This window comes from Sphaerimonospora thailandensis (assembly GCF_016863115.1).
GTDB classification, from domain to species: domain Bacteria; phylum Actinomycetota; class Actinomycetes; order Streptosporangiales; family Streptosporangiaceae; genus Sphaerimonospora; species Sphaerimonospora cavernae.
In genome coordinates this window covers 1-20,741 of record NZ_BOOG01000019.1, presented here as the reverse complement: position 1 = coordinate 20,741, position 20,741 = coordinate 1, and the positions used below count along the sequence as shown (strand labels likewise).

Genomic DNA, 20,741 nt, shown 5'->3' with positions numbered 1-20,741 from the left:
GAAAAGGGGCCCTCATGGCTGATTGGCCGGGGCCCCTGTCCGTGTGACGGCTTCAGTCAGCCCGCGCTCTCCGAGCGTCGTTCCCTGCGCTGCTGCTGTTTGAACATCAGGACTCGCAGCGGGATGGCCGAGACGATGGCGATCTGCATGGTCGCGCCCACGGTGATCAGCCGATCACCGCCGTCCAGCCCGGCAGCCCAGATCGTCAGGCACGCCACGTTGATCAACATCCAGCCGAGGACGACCGCGGCGAGATTGCCCTTCGGCTTGGGATACTCGATCCGGCTCACCATCAGCCAGGCCACCGCGACGATGCCCGCGATCGTGAAGTAGTTGGGCTGGAACAGCAGCACGATCGAGACCACGGTCATCGCGCCCATCGGGATCGGCAACCCCATGAAGTCGCCGCTCTTCGTCTTGACGCAGGCGAACCGGGCCAGCCGTACGACCCCGGCGAGCAGGACCGAGGCCGCCGCCGACAGCACGAGCCACAGCGGGAGGCTGCCGGAGAAGCCCGCCCAGATCACCACCATGAACGCGGGCGCGAAACCGAAGCTGATCACGTCGGCGAGGTTGTCCAGCTCGGCGCCCATGGCGGAGGCGCGGAACTTCCGGGCGACGAGGCCGTCGAACAGGTCGCAGGTCGCCCCGATCAGCAGCAGGACCACGGCGGTGCCGAAGAACCGGGGATCGGGCTCGAACTTGCCGCTGGACTGCATCAGGTCGCTGATCGCCGACCAGGCGAGCACGCACACGGCGAGGAAGCCGCTGAGCGCGTTGCCGAGCGAGAGAGAGTCGGCGGCCGACAGGCGGAACGCCTTGCCTACGGGACCTCGCGGTTCATCGGCCGGCACTCCATCGACCGGCACTTCGTCGGCCAGGCCCTCCACCGGCCAGTTCGCGCCGGCGCCGAGATCAGGCGTGGTCAAGGCGCGTCACCCCCGCCGTCGTCTTCTGGCCCACCGTGACGGCGGGCGCCACTCCCTCGGGGAGGTAGACGTCCACCCGGGAGCCGAAGCGGATCAGCCCGATTCGCTCGCCCTGGGCCACCTTGGCGCCGGCGGTGAGGTACGGCACGATGCGGCGGGCGACGGCACCGGCGATCTGCACGACCTCGAGATCGCCGAGCGCGGTGTCGAAATGCCAGACCACCCGCTCGTTCTTGTCGCTGTCCTTGTCGAAGGCGGGCACGAACCCGCCGTGGACATGCTCGACCGCGGTGACGGCGCCGGCGGCGGGAGCCCGGTTGACGTGGACGTTCAGGGGGCTCATGAAGATCGCGACCCTGGTGCGGCCGTCCGGCCAGGGGTCGATGCTCTGCACGACGCCGTCGGCGGGCGAGATGAGCCGCCCCACGCCCGGAACGCGCTCAGGATCGCGGAAGAACCACAGCATCCCGCCGGTGAGCGCGGCGAGCGGGACGGCCGCCAGGGCCCATCTGGGAGACCTGCGGGTGAGCAGAGTGGTGACGGCCGCAGCCGCGATGGTCGGCGCCAGCCAGGGGGACACCCCTCGCGCTAGCCGGACTCGACCCCGGGAGCCGGGCAACGATTCGTTGGACACAGGGAACCTTTGAACTCTTTCACGATATGGACCGGTCTGCGAGTTAACGAGCGATAGTACCGATCCGACCGTCATCGCATGGCACAACGAGACAAGCAAACATCGTCGGTGCCCGTTTCGCTAGGGGGTGTCCATACTCACTCCCTACCCCTGAGGCGCTTCCGCCGGGGTGACCGCCTTGTCGTTCCTCGCTTTGATCAGGCTGGCGACCGCCGTCACGGACATCACGACCCCGATAACTCCCAACGACACCCAGATCGGAACCTCCGGGGCCCAGGAGACCTTGCTATCGTGCAACGCCTGCAGGATCAGCTTGATTCCGATGAAGCCGAGGATGACCGCGAGCCCGTAGCTGAGATAGACCAGCCGCTGCAGCAGCCCGCCCAGCAGGAAGTAGAGCTGGCGCAGCCCCATCAGGGCGAAGGCGTTGGCGGAGAAGACGATGAACGGATCCTTGGTCAGGCCGAAGATCGCCGGAATCGAGTCGAGCGCGAACAGCAGGTCGGTGCTGCCGATCGCGATCATGACGATGAGCATCGGGGTGACCATCCGCCTGCCGTCCACCCGCACGGTGACGCGGGCGCCGACGAAGCCCGGCGTGGTCGGGAAGACCCGGCGCGCCCAGCGCAGGAGGGCGTTCTCCTTGAACTCGTCCTCGTCCTTGTGGTGGTCGCGGACGAGGGTGTACGCCGTCCAGACGAGGAAGATCCCGAAGACGTAGAACAGCCAGCTGAACTTGGCGAGCGCCACGGCGCCGATCGCGATGAAGATCCCGCGCATGACGAGCGCGAGCAGGATGCCGACCAGCAGCACCTTGTGCTGGTACGGCCGCGGCACCGCGAACCGCGCCATGATCAGATAGAAGACGAACAGATTGTCGATGCTGAGGCTGTATTCGAGGATGTAGCCGCCGAAGAACTCACCGCTGACCTTGGCCCCGCCCCAGATCGCTAAGCCGATGCCGAACAGCACGGCCAGGCTGGCGTAGAAACCCACCCAGATCCCGGCCTGTCGCACCGAGAACTCCCGCGGCTCGCCGCGGTCGACGATCCACAGGTCGACGGCGACCACGACCAGCAGGCCGACGACGACGGCCACCCAGGCCCACATCGGGACATCCATGATCATAAACCTCCGGCACGCGCGCTGAACACACTGCCGGAGGTCTCTCCCGCCCGCAGCACGCGGACCGACAGCCCCGGGCGCAACGCCGTGATGACGGAACTGTCACGAAGGGATACTCCCCCCCAACGCCGTTCAGTATAGGGATCAGGGTCAGTCCGACCTAATCCGCGCCTACTCGGCATGACCGGTCGCCCCCTGACCTGGGGTGTAGGCGTCCAGAACGGCGCGGAGCGCCTCGGCCTCACCGGGCAGTTCCCGGCCACGGCGAGCGGAGGCACGGGCCAGCCGGGCGGTCGCCTCGGGGTCGCCGAGGAGCCCGGAGATCCCCTCACGCAGTGCGACGGGATCGCCCGGAGCCACCAGGACCGCGGCATTACGCACCATGTCCGGAATGCCGCCCACCCGGGTGGCGACGATCGGCCTGCCCGCCCGCAGCGCCTCCTGGACGCTGAGCGGCTGGCCCTCCCACCGGCTCGGCACGATCACCGCCGCCGCCACCTGGAGCAGATCGGCCGGAGCGGCCCAGCCGTACAGGAGCGCGGGCAGGCCCTCGGCGTCGATCCGGGCCTGGAGTTCCGGCCGGAGCGGCCCGTCCCCCGCGATCACGAACAGCGGGTCGCCGGGGTACGGCCCGGCCGCCGCGTCCAGTAGCGTCTCCAGCCCCTTCTGCTGCGCCAGCCGGGCGACGGTGAGAAGGATGGGCCGGTCGGCCACAGGCCGGCCGAGCAGGCCCGCGAGCTCCGCCCCGACCTCCTCGGCGGTCCTGCCCGGCTCGGCCAGCGGCGGCGCCGGCACGACGGCGGCCTCGACGGATCGGGCGCCCCGAGCCTCCCGAACTCCCCGATCCCCCCGAGCCCCCCGAGTGCGCAGGGCTCGCATCCGGTCGCCGAGGTCGGGTGAGACCACGAGCAGGTGGTCGGCCCGCCGCGCGACGATCGTCTCCAGGGCCCGGTAGACCGCGCCGACGGCGCCGCCCGCAGTGACGGCGTTGTGCAGGGTGACCACAAGCCGGGGACGGCGCCTGAGCCCGGTTCCGGCGAGCGAGGCGAGGGCGCCCGCACGCAGCCCGTGCGCGTGTACGGTGTCGGCGTTCCGCATGAGTGCGCGCAGCCGGGCGACCGAGCCGAGATCGTGCCGGGGATGCGGCCGGTCGGCGATCGGCACCTCGGCGAACCGCACGCCCGAGGCGGTGAAACCGAACGCCTCATCGGTGCTGCGCGGCCCGGCCACGATCACGTCGTGGCCGTGTCCGCCGAGTCCCCGGGCCAGCATCCGCACGTGCGCGCCCACGCCGCCCGCGCTCGTCCCGAGCACGAGCAGGATCCGCCTTCCGGGCTCTGTCATGGCTCCTCCCCCGCCGACGGCGCGTCGGCCCGGTCTCCTTTGACGCGCAGTCCCTTGAATCGCGCGAGCACTGCGGCGAGATCCCCGCGGTCCACCGCCGCCACGGCCAGGGCGCCCGTGACGAGGGCCCCGGCACCCCCGGCGATGCCCGCCAGGACCGCGGCGGCCGGCCCGTTCCACGCACCGAAACCCACCATCACGGAACCCGCCGCCAGGTGACCCGCCAGGAAGCCGCAGCCGCCGCCCACGGCGGCCGCCAGGGCCGCCCGGGGCACTCCGGCCAGGGCCTCCCGGCCGCTCGCCCGTAGGACCGATCCCGCGAGCAGAGCCCCGCCCACGGTCATGCCGACCACCTGGCCGAGAGCGAGGCCGCCCAGCTTCCAGTCGGCGGGGAAGGCGACGATGAGCACCGCCTGGGCGGCCAGGACGACGAGCCAGCCGGTCACCATGCCCCGGGCCGCCGCCCTGCCCTCTCCGGAGGCGTACAGGACCCGGCTCAGATGCGCCGTCAGCCCGTACCCTACGAGCCCGGGCGCGAACAGCGCGACCGCCCGGCCCAGTTCTGCGGCTGGAACGTCGTGGTGTGCCCCGCTGAGGAAGACGAACGCGATCGGCCAGGCGGCGGCTGCGAGGGCCCCCGCGGCCAGCCCGGAGATCAGCACGACCGCACGGGTGGTCTGGGCCGACAGTGCGGCGAACCCCGCTACGTCCCCGTTCTCGGCCCTGGCGGACAGGGCCGGGAACGCGCTGGTGGCGATCGGCACCGCGAGCACGGCGTACGGCACCTGGTAGACGGCCCAGGCGAAGCCGTAGGCGATCAGCCCTCCGCCGCCGATCTCACGGGTGGCGAGGGGGATCACCACGACGGTCGCGGCCTGCTGGGCGACCAGCGCGCTGAGCCCGGCCAGCGCCAGCCGCCGCACCTGTACGGCCACGCCGTCCGGGAAGCGGAGGGTGGGCCGCCACCGCAACCCCAGCCGCGTGGCGGGACCGATGACGGTGACGACCAGGGCCAGCACGCCCGCTGACGTGCCGATCGACAGCGCGTACTCCGCGACGCCCGGCACGGTGGCCGGGTCGCTGTGGCCGCCGCTGAGCGGCACAAAGGCCAGGTAGGCGACGATGACCACGACGCTCGACACCAGCGGCGCGAGCGCCGGGCCGGTGAACCTGCGGTGGGCCTGCAGCACCCCGTAGAGCACGACGGCCACGCCGTACAACGGGATCTGCGGGGCGAAGACCACCAGCATGCGGGTGGCGACGGCCACCACCTGGTCGGCCGCGCAGCCGGGCACCTCGTCACCGACGAGCAACCGCATGACCGGCCCGGCCGCGAGGGCCGTCAGCGCGCCGATCGGAACCAGCATCAGCACGACCCAGGTCAGCAGGGCTGAGGAGATCCGCCCCACCTCCGCGCGTGCCCCTGCCGTCGTACGGGCCGCGGCTCCGGCGAGCACCGGGACCACCATCCCGGCCAGCGCCCCGCCGACCACGACCTCGAACACGACGTTCGGCACCATGTTGGCCGCGGTGTAGGCCGTGCCCAGGCAGTTGGCGCCCACGGCATAGGCGAGCGCGAGTTGCTTGGCGAAACCGGTGACGCGGGCGAGGATCGTGATGGCGCCGATCAGGACGGCGGCCCCGGCGACGCCCCGCCCCAGCCGCTCAGCCGTACCGGACGGTGTGACCATCAGCTTTCGACGGGACGACGGCCCAGCATGTCCAGCCGGTTCAGCACCCGGTTGCCCGCGATGACCTTGGTGAAGCTGACCTTCTCCGAGGCCAGCGTCAGGGCGGCGACCGCGCCGAGGGCCGTGAGCCGCCCGGCCCTGCCGAGCCGGGCGGTGGCGGCGAGGCCGAGCAGCGCGCCGAGCGCGTTCGCCCCGGCGTCGCCGAGCATGGCCCGCTCGCCCAGGTCCTCCGGCAGCAGCGCCGCGGCCGCGCCCAGCGGGATCGCGGCGAGCACGGCCGCGCCGCGGCGGTGCGACGTCAGCGAGGCGGCCAGCAGCGGAACCCCGGCGAGCATACCTGCTTTCACCGCCCGCCCCGGCCGCAGATCGAACAGGTTGGCCAGGTTGGCGCTGCCCGCGATCAGCGCGCCGTCGGCGAGCGTGTCGAGCGTGCGCACCGCCCGGCGGCCATCGCGGGGGGTGAGCGCCGCCGCCGCGAGACCGGTGGCGCCGACGCCGAGGATCTTCACCGCGCCGCTTGTGACCTCGCCCCGGGCCAGCGCGCTCAGGTGCCCCTTGAAGCCCTTGGACGTCGCCGTCCCGAACACGTCGTCGTACGCGCCGAGGATCCCGCTGCCCGTCCCGGCCAGCAGGGCGGCGGCCCGGACCCGGCCCGGCACCCCCGGGACGAGCGCGACCGCGGCGCCCGCGCCCGCCACCAGGGCCGGCCCCTCGAGCAGGGTGACCGGCTCCCCCCGGTGGTTGGTGCGGGTCCAGTACCGGTCGGCGGCCTTCCCGTCACCCCGGGCCTTCCCGTCACCCTGGGCCTTCGCGTCACCCTGGGCCTTCGCGGTCAGGAGCGGAGGCCTGCGCCTGAAAGCGGCATAGGCGAGTCGGGCGGCCACGGCGCCCAGCGCGGCACCGGCGGCCGCACCCAGCACCGCGCCTGCCATGCCGCTCGCGCGGGCACCCGATGAGGGACGGTTCGCCACGACTTCTTCCTCTTCTCCACATCGCCGGGGATGCACGGTTCACTGGGCTGCACGTTCACTGGGCTGCGTCCGCGGGCCGGGTCAACCGCGCGTGCCCGCCGGGCTCGGCACCGGACCGGGGCTCGGACTGGCGACGGGATCTGGACCGGAACCCGGGACGGGTTCGAACGCCGCGGCTCCGCCGCCGATGCCGTACGCCCCGGATCGGCCGCCGCGCTGCTCCCGCAGAGCGTAGACCACCACGACCCGGCCCGCGGCGAGATCGGCGGTGTCCACGGTCGACACGTTCGACGCGGCCTCCCCGTCGTCGTGCAGGGCCGCGATCACGCCGCCCGCGCCGGAGGCGCTCGTACCACCCGCGAGCACCGTGCCGAGGGCCGCAGAGTCGAGCCCGGCGGCCAGCGACACGACGGCAGCGGTCTCCCTCTCGGCGTCGTCGCCTTCGTACGGCTGGGCCGGCGCGAGCACGATCGCCAGCGTGGCCCGCTGGTCGGGGCTTCCGCTCTTGATCAGGAAGTCGCCCTTCTCTAACGCGTCCAGCACGCCGGCCGCCGCCGGGTTGGGCCGCCCCGCCTCGGCCGGGTCGGCGGTCACGATCGCGCTCGCGAGCAGCGCCGCCGCCTTGTCGTACGGCGAGGCGCCGTCGGGGAACTGGGTGCCGGCGGGGGCGAGCGAGGCGGCGAGGCCGTCCACGACGCCCGCCTGGTCCTTGGCGGTGAACCTGTCGGTCAGGCTGATCCGGCCGGTGAAGACGGCCCCCGCGTCGCTGAGGAGCCGCTGGAACGGATCGCGCAGGGCGGCCGGCGCGCCCGGGGCCTCGACGAGCACGACGTGCTCTCCGGCGAGCGCGCCACCGACGAGTTCGTCGGTGTGCGCGGTGACGAGCGAGTCGCTGCCGTTCTCGCGGGACTGCAGCTCCGAGATCTGTGCGAGGTACTTCTCGTTGTTCTGCCGCAGCGTCGCGGTCAGCTCCTCGGTCGACTTGTAGAACGTGGGCTCCAGCACGGTGCTGCCCAGCACGATGCCGACCGTGAGCGCCAGGAAGATGGCCACGATGGAGACGAGGTGATAACGGAAATCGATCACGAGAAGAGTCCGACCAACCAGAAGACGAAGCCGTTCCAGGCGACACGCAGCGCGTTCAGCCACACCTGCCCGATCGGCGATACCGAGAGCACGACGCCGATGGTGACCAGCGTCGTGGCGACCAGCAACAGCAATGAGGATGTGGAGATGCGGCTCCGGTAGAGCCTGCTGACGCCCTTGGCGTCGACGAGCTTGCTGCCCACCCGCAGCCGGGTGAGGAACGTGCTCGCCATGCCGGATCTCCCCTTGTCGAGGAACTCGTCGAGCGTCCAGTGCGTGCCGACCGCGACGATGAGCGAGGCGCCCTTGTCGTCGGCGAGCAGCATCGCGATGTCCTCACTCGTGCCGGTCGCGGGGAACACGACGGCGTTCAGGCCCAGCCCGTGCACGCGCTCCAGTCCCGGGGCACGACCGTCGGGGTAGGCGTGGACCACCAGTTCGGCGCCGCAGCGCAGCGCCTTCTCCGAGACCGAGTCGAAGTCACCGATGATCATATCGGGTAGGTAGCCCGCGTCGAGCAGCGCGTCGGCGCCCCCGTCGACGCCGACCAGCACGGGGCGGTACTCCCTGATGTACGGCCGGAGCGTGGCGATGTCCTCCCGGTAGTGGTAGCCCCGGACCACGATGAGGACGTGGCGGTTCTCCATGACCGTGCGGACGTCGGGGATGCCCACGCCGTCGATGAGCAGGTCGCGCTCGCGCCGGACATACTCCATGGTGTTGGCGGCGAACGCCTCGATCTGTGCGGCGAGGCCGGCCCTGGCCTCGGTCATCGCGGCGTCGATCGTCTCGGCGGTCTGCTCCTGGCCCTTGCCGACCAGTTCGTCTCCGAGGTAGATCATCCCATCGTGCAGGCGGATGACGTCGCCCTCGGCGATCCGCTCCAGCAGTTCGGGCGAGGTGTTGTCGACCAGCGGGATGTCGGCCTCGACGAGGATCCGCGGCCCCATGTTGGGATAACGGCCGCTGATGCTCGCAGCGACGTTGATCACTGCCGCGGGAGCGCATGCCGCGAGAGCCTCCCCGCTGACCCGGTCGATGTCGACGTGGTCGATGATCGCGATCTCACCGGACTGGAGGCGCTTGGTCAACCTCTTGGTCCGTCTGTCGATTCTCGCCACTGCCGTCACCCCGGGAAGGCCGTTCGCCTTCCTGCGGCGGAGGCCCGGAACGTTCAAGCTCGGGACCTTCATCATCAACCATCCTGCCAGAGGCGGCGGCAGGCATGGCGGCTCACCCCGTAGAGTGTCATTTTCGTCACAGTTCGTTAAGTGTTCTACCGGGCTCGGCCGCCGGCGGCCTTGTCCCGGGTGGCCTTCTCCCAGGCGGCCTTGTCCGCTTCGGCGATGGACAGCAACTCGGCGGCGTGGGCCCGGCCGAGCTCGGAGTCCTCCAGGCCCGCGAGCATCCGGGACAGCTCCCGGGCACGACCATCCTGGTCGAGCGCCACGACACCGCTGCGCACCACCCGGCCGTCGCCCGCCTTCTCCACCAGCAGGTGCTGGTCGGCGAAGGCGGCGACCTGCGGCAGGTGCGTGACCACGATGACCTGGGCGGTCCTGGCCAGCTTGGCGAGCCGCCTGCCGATCTCCACGGCGGCCTTGCCGCCGACACCCGCGTCGACCTCGTCGAAGACGAACGTCGGCACCGGATCGGCGCCGGCGAAGACCACTTCGATGGCGAGCATGACCCGGCTCAGCTCGCCCCCCGACGCGCCCTTGGTGAGCGGCAGCGCGGGCGCCCCCGGGTGGGGGGCCAGGCGGATCTCCACCTCGTCCACGCCGTGCGGGCCGAAAACACCGCTCTCCGTGATCGCCACGCTCACCCCGGCGTGCGGCATGGCCAGCGCGGCCAGCTCCTCGGTCACCGCGGCGCCGAAGCGCTCGGCCGCGTTCCTGCGGATGGCCGTGAGCTCGGCGGCCAGCTCGCCGAGCCGCTCGGTGAGCTCGGCGTGCTCCCGCGTCAGCTCGTCGATCCGCTCGTCGTCCCCGTCGAGCTCGGTGATCCTGGCGGCGGCCTGCCGCGCCCACGCCAGCACCGCGGCCACGTCCTCGCCGTACTTGCGGGTCAGCCCGGTCAGCAGCGACCTGCGCTCCTGTACGGCTGCCAGCCGCGCCGGGTCGGCCTCGACGGACTCGGCGTAGGCGGCCAGCTCTGTCGCGATGTCCGAGAGCAGGTAACCGGCCTCGGCCAGCCGATCGGCGAGGCTCGCGAGCACGGGATCGAAGGCGCGCACCGCCTCCATCGCCGACCGGGCGTGGCCGACCAGCGACACCGCGTCCTGCACACCCTGCTCGCCGGACATCGGGTCGCCGAGGAGCGCGCCATGCGCCGTCGTGGCGGCCGTGCGCAGCGCATCCGCGTGCGCGAGCCGCTCGGCCTCCTCCCTGAGTTCAACGTCCTCCCCGGCTCTGGGCTCGGCCTTCTCGATCTCCGCCAGGCCGAACCGCAGCACGTCGGCCTCCTGGGCTCGTTCTCTGGCCCTGGTGCTCAGCTCGCCGAGCAGCTCCCCGACCTGCCGGTGGCGCTTGTAGGTCTGTTCGTAGGCGCGCAGCGGCTTGACGAGGTCGTCGCCCGCGTAGCGGTCGAGGGCCGCCCGCTGGCGGCCCGGCTGGAGCAGCCGCTGCTGGTCCATCTGCCCGTGCACGGCCACGAGGTCGTCGGCGATGAACGTGAGCGTCCCCACCGGGACAGAACGGCCGCCCAGCCAGGCGCGGGATCGTCCCTCGGACGACACGGTCCTGGAGATGATGAGCGCGCCGTCCTCGACGTCGCCGCCGACTTCGGCGACCTGCTGGGCCACCCGGCCGTCCGGGGCGACGACGAGTGTCCCCTCGACCGTCGCCCGGTCTGCTCCGGGGCGGACCCGCGCGGGGTCGGCCCGGCCGCCGAACAGCAGGCCGAGCCCGGTGACCACCATCGTCTTGCCCGCGCCCGTCTCCCCGGTGACGACGGTGAATCCCGGTGACAGCTCCAGAACGGCCTCGTCGATCACGCCGAGCCCCTGGATGCGGACCTCCTCGACCCTTGGCCGCACTGGTCCCTCCCGATTCGCCGACCGATCTGCGTCGTCTTCCGTGATCTTTGCCATAGTGGAGACCACGGAATACTCCTTAAGTGCCCACGAAATCCTACGCGTAATGCGTCAAGATTTTCGATGAGAGCGCCGTCATGGTGGACGGACGCGGCCCCGCCAGCCCTCCACCGGCAGCTCGAACTTGGCGACCAGGCGGTCGGTGAACGGCGCGCCCGTGGTCTCCACGCCGAGCAGGCGGGCGAGCCGTACGGGAACGGCCGACCGGCGGACCTCCACCCGGGCGGCGGGCGGAACGTCGAAGCGGCGGCGGCCGTCGCACCACAGGACCCCGGGGCCGGTGCCGGGGACGATCTCGACCGCGAGCGTGGACCGCGGAGAGACCACCAGCGGCCGGGCGAACAGCGCGTGCGCGCTGTTGGGCACCAGCAGCAGCGCCTCCACCTCCGGCCAGACCACCGGTCCGCCCGCGGAGAACGCGTACGCCGTCGAACCGGTCGGCGTCGCGCAGATCACGCCGTCGCAGCCCCATCGCGACAGCGGGCGCCCGTCGATCTCGGCGACGACCTCCAGCATGCGGTCCACCTTCTCGACGGACGCCTCGTTGAGGGCCCACGTCTCCGCGATGACCGAGCCGTTCAGGCGGGCCACGACATCGACGGTCATCCGCTCCTCGACGTCGTAGCGCCCCTCGACGACGCGGTCGACGGCCGCGGCGAGATCCTCCACCTCCGCCTCGGCGAGGAAGCCCACGTGCCCGAGATTGACGCCGAGCAGCGGCACGCCTACGGGACGGGCCAGTTCGGCGGCGCGCAGCAGCGTCCCGTCACCACCCAGCACGATGATCATCTCGGCCTCGTCGAGCGCCGCCCGGTTCTCCGGAACCACCTCGGCGCCGGCACAGCCGATCTCCTCGGCCTCCGAGTCGAGCACCCGCACGTTCAGGCCGGCGCCGATCAGCCGGTTGGTCACCAGCCTGGCGCTCTCGACCGCCGCCACCCGGCCGGTATGCGCTGTGACGAGGACCGTCCGCTTGGTGTTCGCCGTCAGCTTGGTGTTCACGCGTCGCTCACCGAGGTCCCTCCGCCACCGCCCGCTCGACCGCCGCCGTCAGATCGGGTACCGGCTCGTGTCCCGATCCCTTCCCAAGCCACAGAAGATATTCGACATTCCCCGACGGCCCGGGCAGCGGACTCGCCGTGACGCCCTTCACGATCAGACCCAGGGCCCGGGCCGCCGCCGCGACGTCGGCGACGGCCTCGGCGCGCAGCACGGGATCGCGGACCACACCTCCTGAGCCGACGCGCTCCCTGCCCACCTCGAACTGCGGCTTGACCAGCAGGGCGAACTCCGCCGTCTCCGCCGCGCAGGCCACCAGGGCGGGCAGGACCAGGCGCAGCGAGATGAACGACAAGTCGCCCACGATCAGGGTCGGGGGCTCTCCCACCATCTCCGGGGACAGATCGCGGACGTTCACCCGCTCCATGACCGACACCCGCTCGTCGGTCCGCAGCGACCAGGCGAGTTGGCCGTACCCGACGTCGACGGCGAGGACGTGTGCCGCGCCCTGCCTGAGCAGCACGTCGGTGAAGCCGCCGGTGGAGGCGCCCGCGTCGAGGCACCGCCTGCCCGTCACCGTGAGCCCCTCGAACGCCTCCAGCGCGCCAAGGAGTTTGTGTGCGCCCCGCGACACGTAGTCCGGCCCCTCGGGGATCTCCGCGACCACGATGGCGGTGGCGGTGTCGACCTGGGTCGCCGGTTTGTCGGCGGGACGACCGGCCACCGAGACCCGGCCGGCCTTGATCAGCCCGGCCGCCTGATCGCGTGACCTCGCGAGCCCGCGCCGTACGAGCTCACTGTCCAGCCGCATCCGCCTGGTCACGGCAGCACGTCCGCGGTGGGATCGGGAGCCTGATCGTCCACCGACGCGAGCACGGTCTCAAGGCCGGTGAGCACCTCTTCGAAGATCGCAACGTGTCCGGCCACCGGCGTGTCGCCGAGCCGGCCGATGGGCGACATCGCCGGATCGATATCGCCCCCTAACGGGGAGCGCTCCGGCCCCGCGTCGCCGATCTCGGTCATCGGTTCCCTCCATCAAGCGGGCCGGTGAGCACGCCGTATCCCGCGTCCGCCATGTCCGCCGCCCTCCGAACTGGTCGCCTCGACGCTATCGGACGCCGGAGACGGTCGCGTCGTCTCCAGCGGGTCTTCGCCGGTGGCGGCTGCCGCGTTTCCCGGATTTCGCACACTGCCCACGTGGAAAGCTACCGTCGTGGTGGCGGACAGTCATGTCCGGGGAAGGCCGTCGAAGGTCCGTGGAGAGAAAGGACAGCACATGGCGACCGTCGAGGAATGCCGGGCGGCGCTGGAGAGACTCGTCGAGCAGTTCGACGAGATCAGCGAGGAGGACCGCGCCAAGCACGTGGTGGAGCGCAGGCTGGCCTGCCGGATCTCCGACCTCGGCGTGACCTTCTATGGCCGGATCCACCGCCAAGGGCTCGACCCCTTCAAGGAGGTCCCGCCGGAGGACGGCCGCCCAGCGGAGGTCAAGCTCACCCTCAGCAGCACGGACCTGATCTCCATGGTGAACGGCGAACTCGACATGGCCCGCGCCCTCCTCGGGGGCCGCGTCAAGATCGACGCCAGCCTCGGCGACCTGCTCCGCCTGCGCAAGCTCCTGTAGCCCTCATGCTGCGAGGGCCGACAGAATCGGCTTGACGACGTCCTCATCGACCCGGCCGTCTCCCGCCATCTCCCACGCGGCGGCGCACGCGGCGCGCAACCCGTCCACCGGATCCTCACCGTCCACCGGACCGGAGAGCCGGAGCCGCCCGTCCTCCCCCCACATGGCGCTCCAGCCGCGGCACTCCCACCCGGCGCGGCTCCGCCGTACCCGGGGCGTGGGGGCGTGCAGGCCGGACAGGTCGGCGCAGATGTGCGTGGGGCGATGACAGGGGCCCGCGGTGAGCAGGTCGAGCGGTCCGGCCACCCCCGTCAGCACGAGCAGGCTGTCCACCCCGGCCCGGTTGGCGCCCTCGATGTCGGTGTCAAGCCGGTCCCCGACGACCAGCGGGCGCCGCGACTCCGTACGGATCATCGACTCGCGGTGCAGCGGCGGCTCCGGCTTGCCGGCCACCACGGGCTCCACTCCCGTCGCCGTGGCGATGACCCGGGCCATCGAACCGTTGCCGGGCAGCTGACCGCGCCCGGTGGGCATCGTCGTGTCGCCGTTGGCCGCCACGAACCACGCGCCCTGCCGTACGGCGAGCGCACCCTCCGACAGCAGGCCGTAGGACAGGCCCTCCCACATGCCCTGAACCACGGCGGCGGGAGCGTCGCCCGCCGTGGTCACCGGGCGCAGCCCGTGTGCCCGTACGGCCATGCGCAGGCCCATACCGCCCACCACCAGCACGGCCGACCCCGGAGGCACCCGCTCGGCCACCAGCCGGGCGGCGGCCTGGGCAGAGGTCACGACGTCCTCCTGCCCGGCGGGGACCCCGAGATGACGCAGGTGCTGGGCGATCGCACCCGGCGTCCTGGACGCGTTGTTGGTCACGAAGGCGAGCCGCACCCCCCGGTCCCGGGCCGCCGTCAGCGCCTCGGGGGCACCGCTGACGGCGTTCCTGCCGAGGTAGACAACCCCGTCGAGATCGAGCAGGAGCGTGTCGTAGGCGTCAAGGAGCAGCGGCACCCGCGGCCGCTCCGCCTCGTCGTCGCCCGCGCCGGTCATGGAGCCGGTCATAGGGCCGATCATGCGCGCCTCGCCCGCAGCGTCGCGCGCACCTGCTTCAACGCCGAGACGTAGTGGCGCAGGTCGGGCCGCATCGCCACGGCGACGGCGAGCGGTTCCTGGGCGCCCTCCACGTCGCCGGTACGCCACCGGGCCATGCCGAGGCCGTAGTAGGCGTAGTCTTCCGCCGGGTTCGCGTCGACGATCCACTGGAAGGTGCAGGCGGCCTCGCTGTAGTGGCGGGAGTTGAACTGGGCTCGGGCGAGGGCTTCGCGGATGCTGCGCGACTCCGGCTCCGCCTGCGCGGCTCGCTGCAGCAACGCGGCGGCCGCCGCCGGGCTGCCCTCCCCCAGCAGCTTCACTCCCCGCGTGAACCACTCGTAGACGTCTCCGGAGGGGGCGCCGTGATCGGAGAAGTCCGACGCCCCGTTTCTTCCCTGAGTCATTGGGTATGGCCTCCTGCGTCTCATGTCGTCGAATCGATATCCGGGCACCGCGGCAGTCGGGGAGTCCGGGCCTTGTGGCAACATGCCCGATATGGAGAGTTCTGAACGGGCGGGACTGGTGCTACGTCCGTTCCGCGGTGTGCGCTTCACGGTGGACGATCTGGCCGCGGTCACCTCCCCGCCGTACGATCTCGTCTCCCCGGACGACGCCCGGGATCTACTCAGCCGTCATCCGAACAACGTGGTGCGGCTGATCCTTCCCGGAGTGAGCCATTACGGGGAGGCACGCGACGAGCTTCTCGAGTGGCTCGAAACCGGCGTGCTGACCGTGGACGACCTGCCCGGATTGTACGTGTACGAGCAGAACGGTGTCGGCTTCCTGCAGCGGGGCCTGATCGGGGCGGTGTGCGTCGGATCGAGAGCAGTGCTGCCGCACGAGCACGTGATGCCCGGACCGGTCGCCGACCGTCTGGCGCTGATGCGGGCCACCGAGGCGAACCTGGAGCCGATCTTCCTGGTGTACGAGGGCGGCGGCACGGCCTCCCGCCTGGTCGACGACGTGGCGACCCAGCGCTTCCCCCTGGTCGACCTGCGCACCCGCGACGGCGTGCACCACCGGCTGTGGGCGGTCACCGACCCTGACGAGGTCGCCGCGGTCGCCGAGGACCTGCGCGACCGGCAGGCGCTCATCGCCGACGGGCACCACCGCTACGCCACCTACGAGGCGTTGCGGAGCGACCACCCCGGGCCCGGCCCCTGGGACTACGGGCTCGCCTTCCTGGTGGACTCGACCGCCTACCCACCGGACCTGAAGCCGATCCACCGGGTCATCCCCGGCCTGCCGCTCGAGGAAGCCGTGACCCGGGCCAAGGGCGCCGGGCAGGTCCATGAGTTCACCTCTCTCGAAGACGCCCTCGCCGGTCTCGCCACGGCGTCCGGCCCGGCGTTCGTGCTCGCCGGGGAGGGGCCGCCGCATCTGCTCACGGACCCGGACCCCCTGCAGATCGGCCACGCGATGCCCGCCGAGCGCTCGGCACGGTGGAAGTCGCTCGACACCTCCGTCCTCACGATGTTCCTGCTGCCGAAAGTCTGGGGCATCGACGACAGCGAGCAAACAGTGCTGGTCGTGCACCACGACGCGGAGGCCGCCGTACGGCTCGCGCGCGCCACGGGCGGGACGGCCGTGGTGCTCAACCCGCTGGCGACCGACGACGTGCTGGCGGTGGCGGCCCAGGGTGAACGGGTGCCGCGCAAGTCCACCTCGTTCGGCCCCAAACCGCGCACCGGCCTGGTCCTGCGTACGTTCGCGACGGAGTGATCACCGTGCCTGACCCGTCGCCGGCTCACTCCTCCTCGACGCGGCGAGCCGTACTGACCTCGACCTCGTAGCGGTTGCCGCCCCGCCACCAGCGACGGCGCAACGCGCCCTCGACCTCGACGACGTCATCGAGTCGCCATCCGTCGAGCATGTCGCGCACGCTGTCGTCGAACGTGGCGCATTCGACCGCGTCGGAGCGCTGACAACCGGGATGGCCCGCCGGCCGGCGGACGGCCAGACGCCACTGCGTGAGCACGTTGCCACTCGGCAGGTCCCGATGGACCGGCTCCATCGACAGCCTGCCGACCAGCACCACCTCGTTGCGATGCATGCGATCCCCTTCCTTTCCGGGATCACTGTCGCTGGTTAGGCTGGGTCCCCGAAGCGTCGAATGCCGTTCTGTGGATTATGAGGTGGGGAGTGGACAACGTAAGACCGCTCGGCGGCGACGTGTACGAGATCGACACTCGCATGGCCGGCTATTCGGGCATAACAGCCGGATACCTGATCCTGGGCGATCGTCCATGCCTCGTCGAAACCGGCACGTCTACCTCCGCGCCCGTCGTCAGGGACGCGCTGACCTCCCTCGGTGTCGGGACCGGCGACCTGGCCACCGTCGTGGTGACGCACATCCACCTCGACCATGCGGGCGGGGTGGGCGACATCGCCGGGTACTACCCCTCCGCCGAGATCGTGGTGCACGAGAAGGGCGCGCGGCACCTCGCCGACCCCTCACGGCTGATGGCCAGCGCCAAGATGGTGTGGGGGGACAAGCTCGACGTGCTGTTCGGCACGCTCGCGCCCACCGACGCCGCGCGAATCCGGGCGTTGGGTGACACCGGCAGCATCGACCTGGGAAACGGCCGGACGCTGTCGAGCCACTACTCCCCCGGACATGCCAAACACCACGTCGGGCTGCTCGACTCCCTCACCGGCGACCTGTACGTCGGTGACGCCGCGGGCGTCTACCTGCCGGAGACGGGCGATCTGCGGCCCGCGACTCCGCCGCCGGACTTCGACCTGGGCGTCGCGCTCGACTCGATCGCCCTGTTCGAGGCGCTGGGACCCCAACGCCTGCTGTTCAGCCACTACGGGCCCGTGGAGGCGGTCCCCGAGACCCTGGAGCGCTCAGCGGAGGAGCTCCGGGTGTGGGTGGACCTCACCCGGCAGGCCCGGGCGGAAGGTCTCGACCTCAACCACGCCGTCGCCATGGTCCGTGACCGGACCCGCGAGCGTTACACGGCGCTGCGGGCCGACGACGCGACCGCCGAACAGTTCGAACTGCTCAGCGGAGCGCCGTCGAATGTCGCGGGCATCCTGCACTGGCTGGACCGCACACCGGACGCGTGATCCCGGGAAGCCTCGCCGATGACGGAACGGACATTCTTTCCGGATTCTTTCCCGAGTCCGACGCCGGCAGGGCGGCCGCCGATACGGTGAACCGTTGCGAGCGGCGCCCTGCCGTACGTCATGTGGTTACTCGCCGGACTTGTCCCGGTCCGCGGAGTCATCGAGCACATCACCCAGATCGGGCTTCTTCTCGTCGGCCTCCCGGTCCTTGATGTCGTCCGGGTCCTTGATGTCGCCGAAGTCGGGCTCGATGAACGCGGGGCCGAAAGCGGACACGTCCTGCTGGCGCTCAGCGTCATCGCCTTCAGACGTGGTGGCCACATCTGCGGCAGTCGGTCCGGCAGCCGGTTCGGCTAGGACGTCTGATGCCTCCGTCTCATTCGGGTCAGCACCGAGGTCCTCCGCGTCGAAGTCCCCCTCGGCGAAGTCCCCCTCGGCGAAGTCCCCCTCGGCGAAGTCCTCCTCATCGAAGTCCTCCTCGAGGTCCTCGATGGCGGTGCCGGTCAACTCGGCGTAGCGTTCAGCGGCATCGGTCTCGCCGTCCTCGTCGAAGGCCATCGCCCGCGCGAACCAGTCGATCGCCGCCGCGTCATGTCCGGCCTCCGCCAACGCATCCGCATAGGCGAAGGACAGCCGGGCGGACCAGGGCTTCGGCTGCGGGTCGCGCAGTTCGGGCACCCGCTGGAGTGTGATCACTGCCGCGTCGTACTGACCGAGATCACGGCGAGCCCCGGACTCGACAATCGCGAGTTCGATCGTGCCCGCGCGATCCAGCCGCTCGGCCTCCTGCGAACGGATCAGGTCGAGCGCCCGCTCCGGACGGCCGAGACCACGCTCGCAGTCCGCCATTACCGGAAGGTACGCATCGGTTCCGGTCAGCCTACGCGCCGCACGGAGATCACCGAGCGCCTCGGCATATTGCCCGGCCCGGTAGGCGGCAATGCCGCTGACCTCCCGGACCATGCCGATCCTGGTGGCGAAGCGCCGGGCCACCTTCGCATGCTCGTAGGCCCGCTCGGGGTCGTCCGCGCCCAGCGCACGCGTCACGGCGACAAGGTGGCTGGCCACCAGGTCGGCGAGGTCGCTCGGAAGCGAGCGCAACTCCGCCCGAGCCTCCCGGTCGAGCTCATCCGGCGTGATGTCGGCTTCCAGTTCGGGCAGCACCTCACGGCCTTCCGAGCCGCGTTCACCACGGCTGAAGGGGCGCGGCCGATCCCGGTCCTCCCGACTGAAAGAACGCGGCCGATCCCGGTCCTCCCGACTGAAAGAACGCGAGCGGTCGCCGGAACTCCTGTCGCGATCACGGCCTCCGAAGGGCCGAGCGCCCTCCTCACGGCTTCCCCCTGGCCGACTTTCCCGGCGATCCCGGAAAGATCCCACATCCCGGCCGCTCCGCTGGTCACGATCGCGGGAGCCGTACCTCCCGCGCGAGCCGGCCTGATCACCCGACGGGCGGCTCCCCCGATCACGGTAGGAGTCTCTGTCCTCGTAGGTGCGCCGCGGACGGTCGGAGCGTTCCTGGGCTGTCTCATCGCGCCCGCCGGATTCATAACGACGCTCCCGGAACGGGCGGCCGCCCGTGTCGTCTCGGCCATACCGGTCCCGGAACGGACGGCCACCACGGTCGTCATCGCGGTCGCGGGAGCCGTACCGGCCTCCGAATCCACCGCCACCGCCTCGGCGAGCTGCCGACCGGTCTCGATCCCAGTCACGGTCACGGTAGCCCCGACCATCTCGATCAGCGCCCTCCCGCCGACCGCCGCCTTGCGGCCTGCCACCAGGAGAACCGAACCGTGCATCCTGGCCTTGGCGATCATCACGATCGCGGTACGGCCGGCCGCCCCGGTCATCACGGCCGCCCCGGTCATCACGGCCGCCCCGGTCATCACGGCCGCCCCGGTCATCACGGTCACGACCGTAGCCGCTTCGGGAGGCGTCCCTATCGCCATAGGAGCGGCGGCCACTCATGCCTCCGGCCGCGTCGTCGTCCCGGTTCCATGGCGTACGCTGACGACGATCGTCGTATCCGCCTTCTCTGCGACGTTCACCCTGGTATCGTCCGCCGAAACCACTACGGGCGTCGGGCCGAGAGCCACGAGCACCACGCTCGTCACGATCGCGGTCACGATAATCGCCGCCGCTGCGGGACGAACCGCGCTCACCATAGCCCCTACTGCCCCGTTCGTCACGGTCTCGCGAGCCGTAGCCGCCGCTGGAACGGGACTCCTGGCCGCGCGGGCCACCTCTGTCCTGTCGAAACGGGCGGTCGCCTCTGTCACCGCGCTCGCCTCGGTCGCGTCGATCCCCGTAATCCGGTGAGGATCCCTGCCGTCGATCGCCGTAGCGACCCCCGTCGCCTCTGCTTCCTCCGTTACCGCGAGCGCTTCCGCGGAAGGCACCGCCGGCATCTCCGGACCGGTGCCCATCCCTTTCGCGGTTGTATGGGCGCTTGTTCTCGCCACGGCCCGCGCCGCCACGCCCGTCTTCTCTGTTCACTTCTATCCTCTGTTGCTCGCTCACCGCGTACGGCTCTGCGTCCGAGTTCCTGTTCGCGGTCCTGGGCTCTTCCCGGTGCTCTGCGTAGGGGAGAAGTCCGATACCGGCGGCTTTCCAGGAAGACCAGTTGTGATCGTGGCCCTTGAGGCCACATTCGCGTCGAAGCCAATCGCTCTCTACCTGACGCGAAGAAGGCCACCCGTGGTAGGTGGCCCGGCCCTTCCAGCCTAACGCGCCCACGCCAGTAAGTGAGCCCACTCGACAATCCCCGACATCGTCCCAATCTCCCGATCTCGTGACTCCTCCGCTCCCTGAAGGGAAGGCTTCGCCGCCAGGCCGCTTCCGCGGCGTCGCGAAGGGCAAGCCCTGCCGTCTGGTCGCAGGTTCCGTTGGTGGCTGGGGCCTGGTGGTGGCTGGGGCCTGGTGGTGGCTGGGGCCTGGTGGTCGGTGGGGCCTGGTCATCGGTGGGGCCTGGTGGACAAGGGAACGGGCGGGAACGAGCGAGCGCCCCGGCCGAGCGTGATAGCCGCGGTCGGGTGGATGAGGCCTCCGGCCTCCCCAGGCACGATGGTCTCGGGCACGATGGA

Annotated in this window: 20 protein-coding genes; 3 read left to right on the top strand and 17 right to left on the bottom strand. The window is 71.2% G+C overall.

Annotated elements, in window-relative coordinates; genetic code table 11:
* Positions 1-56: 56 nt before the first annotated feature.
* The 12 genes from pssA to Mth01_RS11190 form a co-directional block, all read right to left on the bottom strand.
* Positions 57-929, bottom strand: coding sequence for a CDP-diacylglycerol--serine O-phosphatidyltransferase (gene pssA, locus Mth01_RS11245; protein ID WP_239089573.1), 873 nt, complete (start codon positions 927-929; stop codon positions 57-59).
* Positions 916-1,563 carry a phosphatidylserine decarboxylase gene (locus Mth01_RS11240; RefSeq protein ID WP_239089572.1) on the bottom strand — a complete coding sequence of 216 codons (648 nt, stop codon included), beginning with the start codon at positions 1,561-1,563 and terminating at the stop codon, positions 916-918. The genes pssA and Mth01_RS11240 overlap by 14 nt, the downstream gene beginning before the upstream one ends.
* 144 nt (positions 1,564-1,707) lie before the next feature.
* Complete coding sequence (locus tag Mth01_RS11235; protein ID WP_204015599.1) at positions 1,708-2,685, bottom strand: TerC family protein; 978 nt, start codon at positions 2,683-2,685, stop codon at positions 1,708-1,710.
* A gap of 174 nt (positions 2,686-2,859) precedes the next feature.
* A complete protein-coding gene (locus Mth01_RS11230; protein ID WP_204015597.1) occupies positions 2,860-4,032 on the bottom strand; it encodes a glycosyltransferase in 1,173 nt (390 codons plus the stop codon).
* A complete protein-coding gene (gene murJ, locus Mth01_RS11225) occupies positions 4,029-5,723 on the bottom strand; it encodes a murein biosynthesis integral membrane protein MurJ (protein ID WP_204015595.1) in 1,695 nt (564 codons plus the stop codon). The genes Mth01_RS11230 and murJ overlap by 4 nt, the downstream gene beginning before the upstream one ends.
* On the bottom strand, positions 5,723-6,655 hold the full coding sequence (locus tag Mth01_RS11220) for a hypothetical protein (RefSeq protein WP_204015778.1): 933 nt from the start codon (positions 6,653-6,655) through the stop codon (positions 5,723-5,725). Before Mth01_RS11220 ends, murJ begins: the two co-directional genes overlap by 1 nt.
* A gap of 120 nt (positions 6,656-6,775) precedes the next feature.
* Positions 6,776-7,780 carry a copper transporter gene (locus tag Mth01_RS11215; protein ID WP_204015593.1) on the bottom strand — a complete coding sequence of 335 codons (1,005 nt, stop codon included), beginning with the start codon at positions 7,778-7,780 and terminating at the stop codon, positions 6,776-6,778.
* On the bottom strand, positions 7,777-8,973 hold the full coding sequence (gene steA, locus Mth01_RS11210; protein WP_204015776.1) for a putative cytokinetic ring protein SteA: 1,197 nt from the start codon (positions 8,971-8,973) through the stop codon (positions 7,777-7,779). The genes Mth01_RS11215 and steA overlap by 4 nt, the downstream gene beginning before the upstream one ends.
* A gap of 83 nt (positions 8,974-9,056) precedes the next feature.
* Entirely contained in the window at positions 9,057-10,817 is a 1,761-nt protein-coding gene (recN, locus tag Mth01_RS11205) for a DNA repair protein RecN (RefSeq protein WP_239089571.1), read from the bottom strand.
* A gap of 132 nt (positions 10,818-10,949) precedes the next feature.
* A complete protein-coding gene (locus Mth01_RS11200) occupies positions 10,950-11,876 on the bottom strand; it encodes an NAD kinase (RefSeq protein ID WP_239089570.1) in 927 nt (308 codons plus the stop codon).
* Between the two features lie 7 nt (positions 11,877-11,883).
* The gene (locus Mth01_RS11195) at positions 11,884-12,696 is read right to left on the bottom strand and encodes a TlyA family RNA methyltransferase (protein ID WP_239089569.1); all 813 of its coding nucleotides are present in this window, start codon (positions 12,694-12,696) and stop codon (positions 11,884-11,886) included.
* Complete coding sequence (locus tag Mth01_RS11190; protein ID WP_204015589.1) at positions 12,693-12,896, bottom strand: hypothetical protein; 204 nt, start codon at positions 12,894-12,896, stop codon at positions 12,693-12,695. The genes Mth01_RS11195 and Mth01_RS11190 overlap by 4 nt, the downstream gene beginning before the upstream one ends.
* A 253-nt stretch (positions 12,897-13,149) precedes the next feature.
* On the opposite strand from Mth01_RS11190, the gene Mth01_RS11185 reads away from it, so the two are divergent.
* Positions 13,150-13,497, top strand: coding sequence for an SCP2 sterol-binding domain-containing protein (locus Mth01_RS11185; protein WP_204015587.1), 348 nt, complete (start codon positions 13,150-13,152; stop codon positions 13,495-13,497).
* A gap of 3 nt (positions 13,498-13,500) precedes the next feature.
* On the opposite strand, the gene Mth01_RS11180 is transcribed toward Mth01_RS11185, so the two are convergent.
* Together Mth01_RS11180 and Mth01_RS11175 are read right to left on the bottom strand one after the other, a co-directional pair.
* The gene (locus tag Mth01_RS11180; protein ID WP_239089568.1) at positions 13,501-14,556 is read right to left on the bottom strand and encodes an HAD-IIA family hydrolase; all 1,056 of its coding nucleotides are present in this window, start codon (positions 14,554-14,556) and stop codon (positions 13,501-13,503) included.
* 8 nt (positions 14,557-14,564) lie between these two features.
* Positions 14,565-14,990 carry a tetratricopeptide repeat protein gene (locus Mth01_RS11175; RefSeq protein WP_204015585.1) on the bottom strand — a complete coding sequence of 142 codons (426 nt, stop codon included), beginning with the start codon at positions 14,988-14,990 and terminating at the stop codon, positions 14,565-14,567.
* Positions 14,991-15,081: 91 nt separating this feature from the next.
* Here Mth01_RS11175 and Mth01_RS11170 point away from each other — a divergent pair, with 91 nt between their 5' ends.
* On the top strand, positions 15,082-16,308 hold the full coding sequence (locus tag Mth01_RS11170; RefSeq protein ID WP_239089567.1) for a DUF1015 family protein: 1,227 nt from the start codon (positions 15,082-15,084) through the stop codon (positions 16,306-16,308).
* Positions 16,309-16,333: 25 nt separating this feature from the next.
* Here Mth01_RS11170 and Mth01_RS11165 read toward each other — a convergent pair whose 3' ends face one another.
* Positions 16,334-16,639: a single-stranded DNA-binding protein gene (locus tag Mth01_RS11165; RefSeq protein ID WP_204015581.1), complete on the bottom strand. Its 306-nt coding sequence runs from the start codon at positions 16,637-16,639 to the stop codon at positions 16,334-16,336.
* Positions 16,640-16,728: 89 nt separating this feature from the next.
* On the opposite strand from Mth01_RS11165, the gene Mth01_RS11160 reads away from it, so the two are divergent.
* The gene (locus Mth01_RS11160; protein WP_239089566.1) at positions 16,729-17,658 is read left to right on the top strand and encodes an MBL fold metallo-hydrolase; all 930 of its coding nucleotides are present in this window, start codon (positions 16,729-16,731) and stop codon (positions 17,656-17,658) included.
* A gap of 126 nt (positions 17,659-17,784) precedes the next feature.
* On the opposite strand, the gene Mth01_RS11155 is transcribed toward Mth01_RS11160, so the two are convergent.
* Both Mth01_RS11155 and Mth01_RS11150 read right to left on the bottom strand, forming a co-directional pair.
* Positions 17,785-18,822 (bottom strand): tetratricopeptide repeat protein, encoded by a 1,038-nt coding sequence (locus Mth01_RS11155; protein ID WP_204015576.1) that lies wholly within the window; start codon positions 18,820-18,822, stop codon positions 17,785-17,787.
* A gap of 800 nt (positions 18,823-19,622) precedes the next feature.
* Positions 19,623-20,135, bottom strand: a complete 513-nt coding sequence (locus tag Mth01_RS11150) for a hypothetical protein (RefSeq protein WP_204015574.1) — start codon at positions 20,133-20,135, stop codon at positions 19,623-19,625.
* Positions 20,136-20,741: the final 606 nt, after the last annotated feature.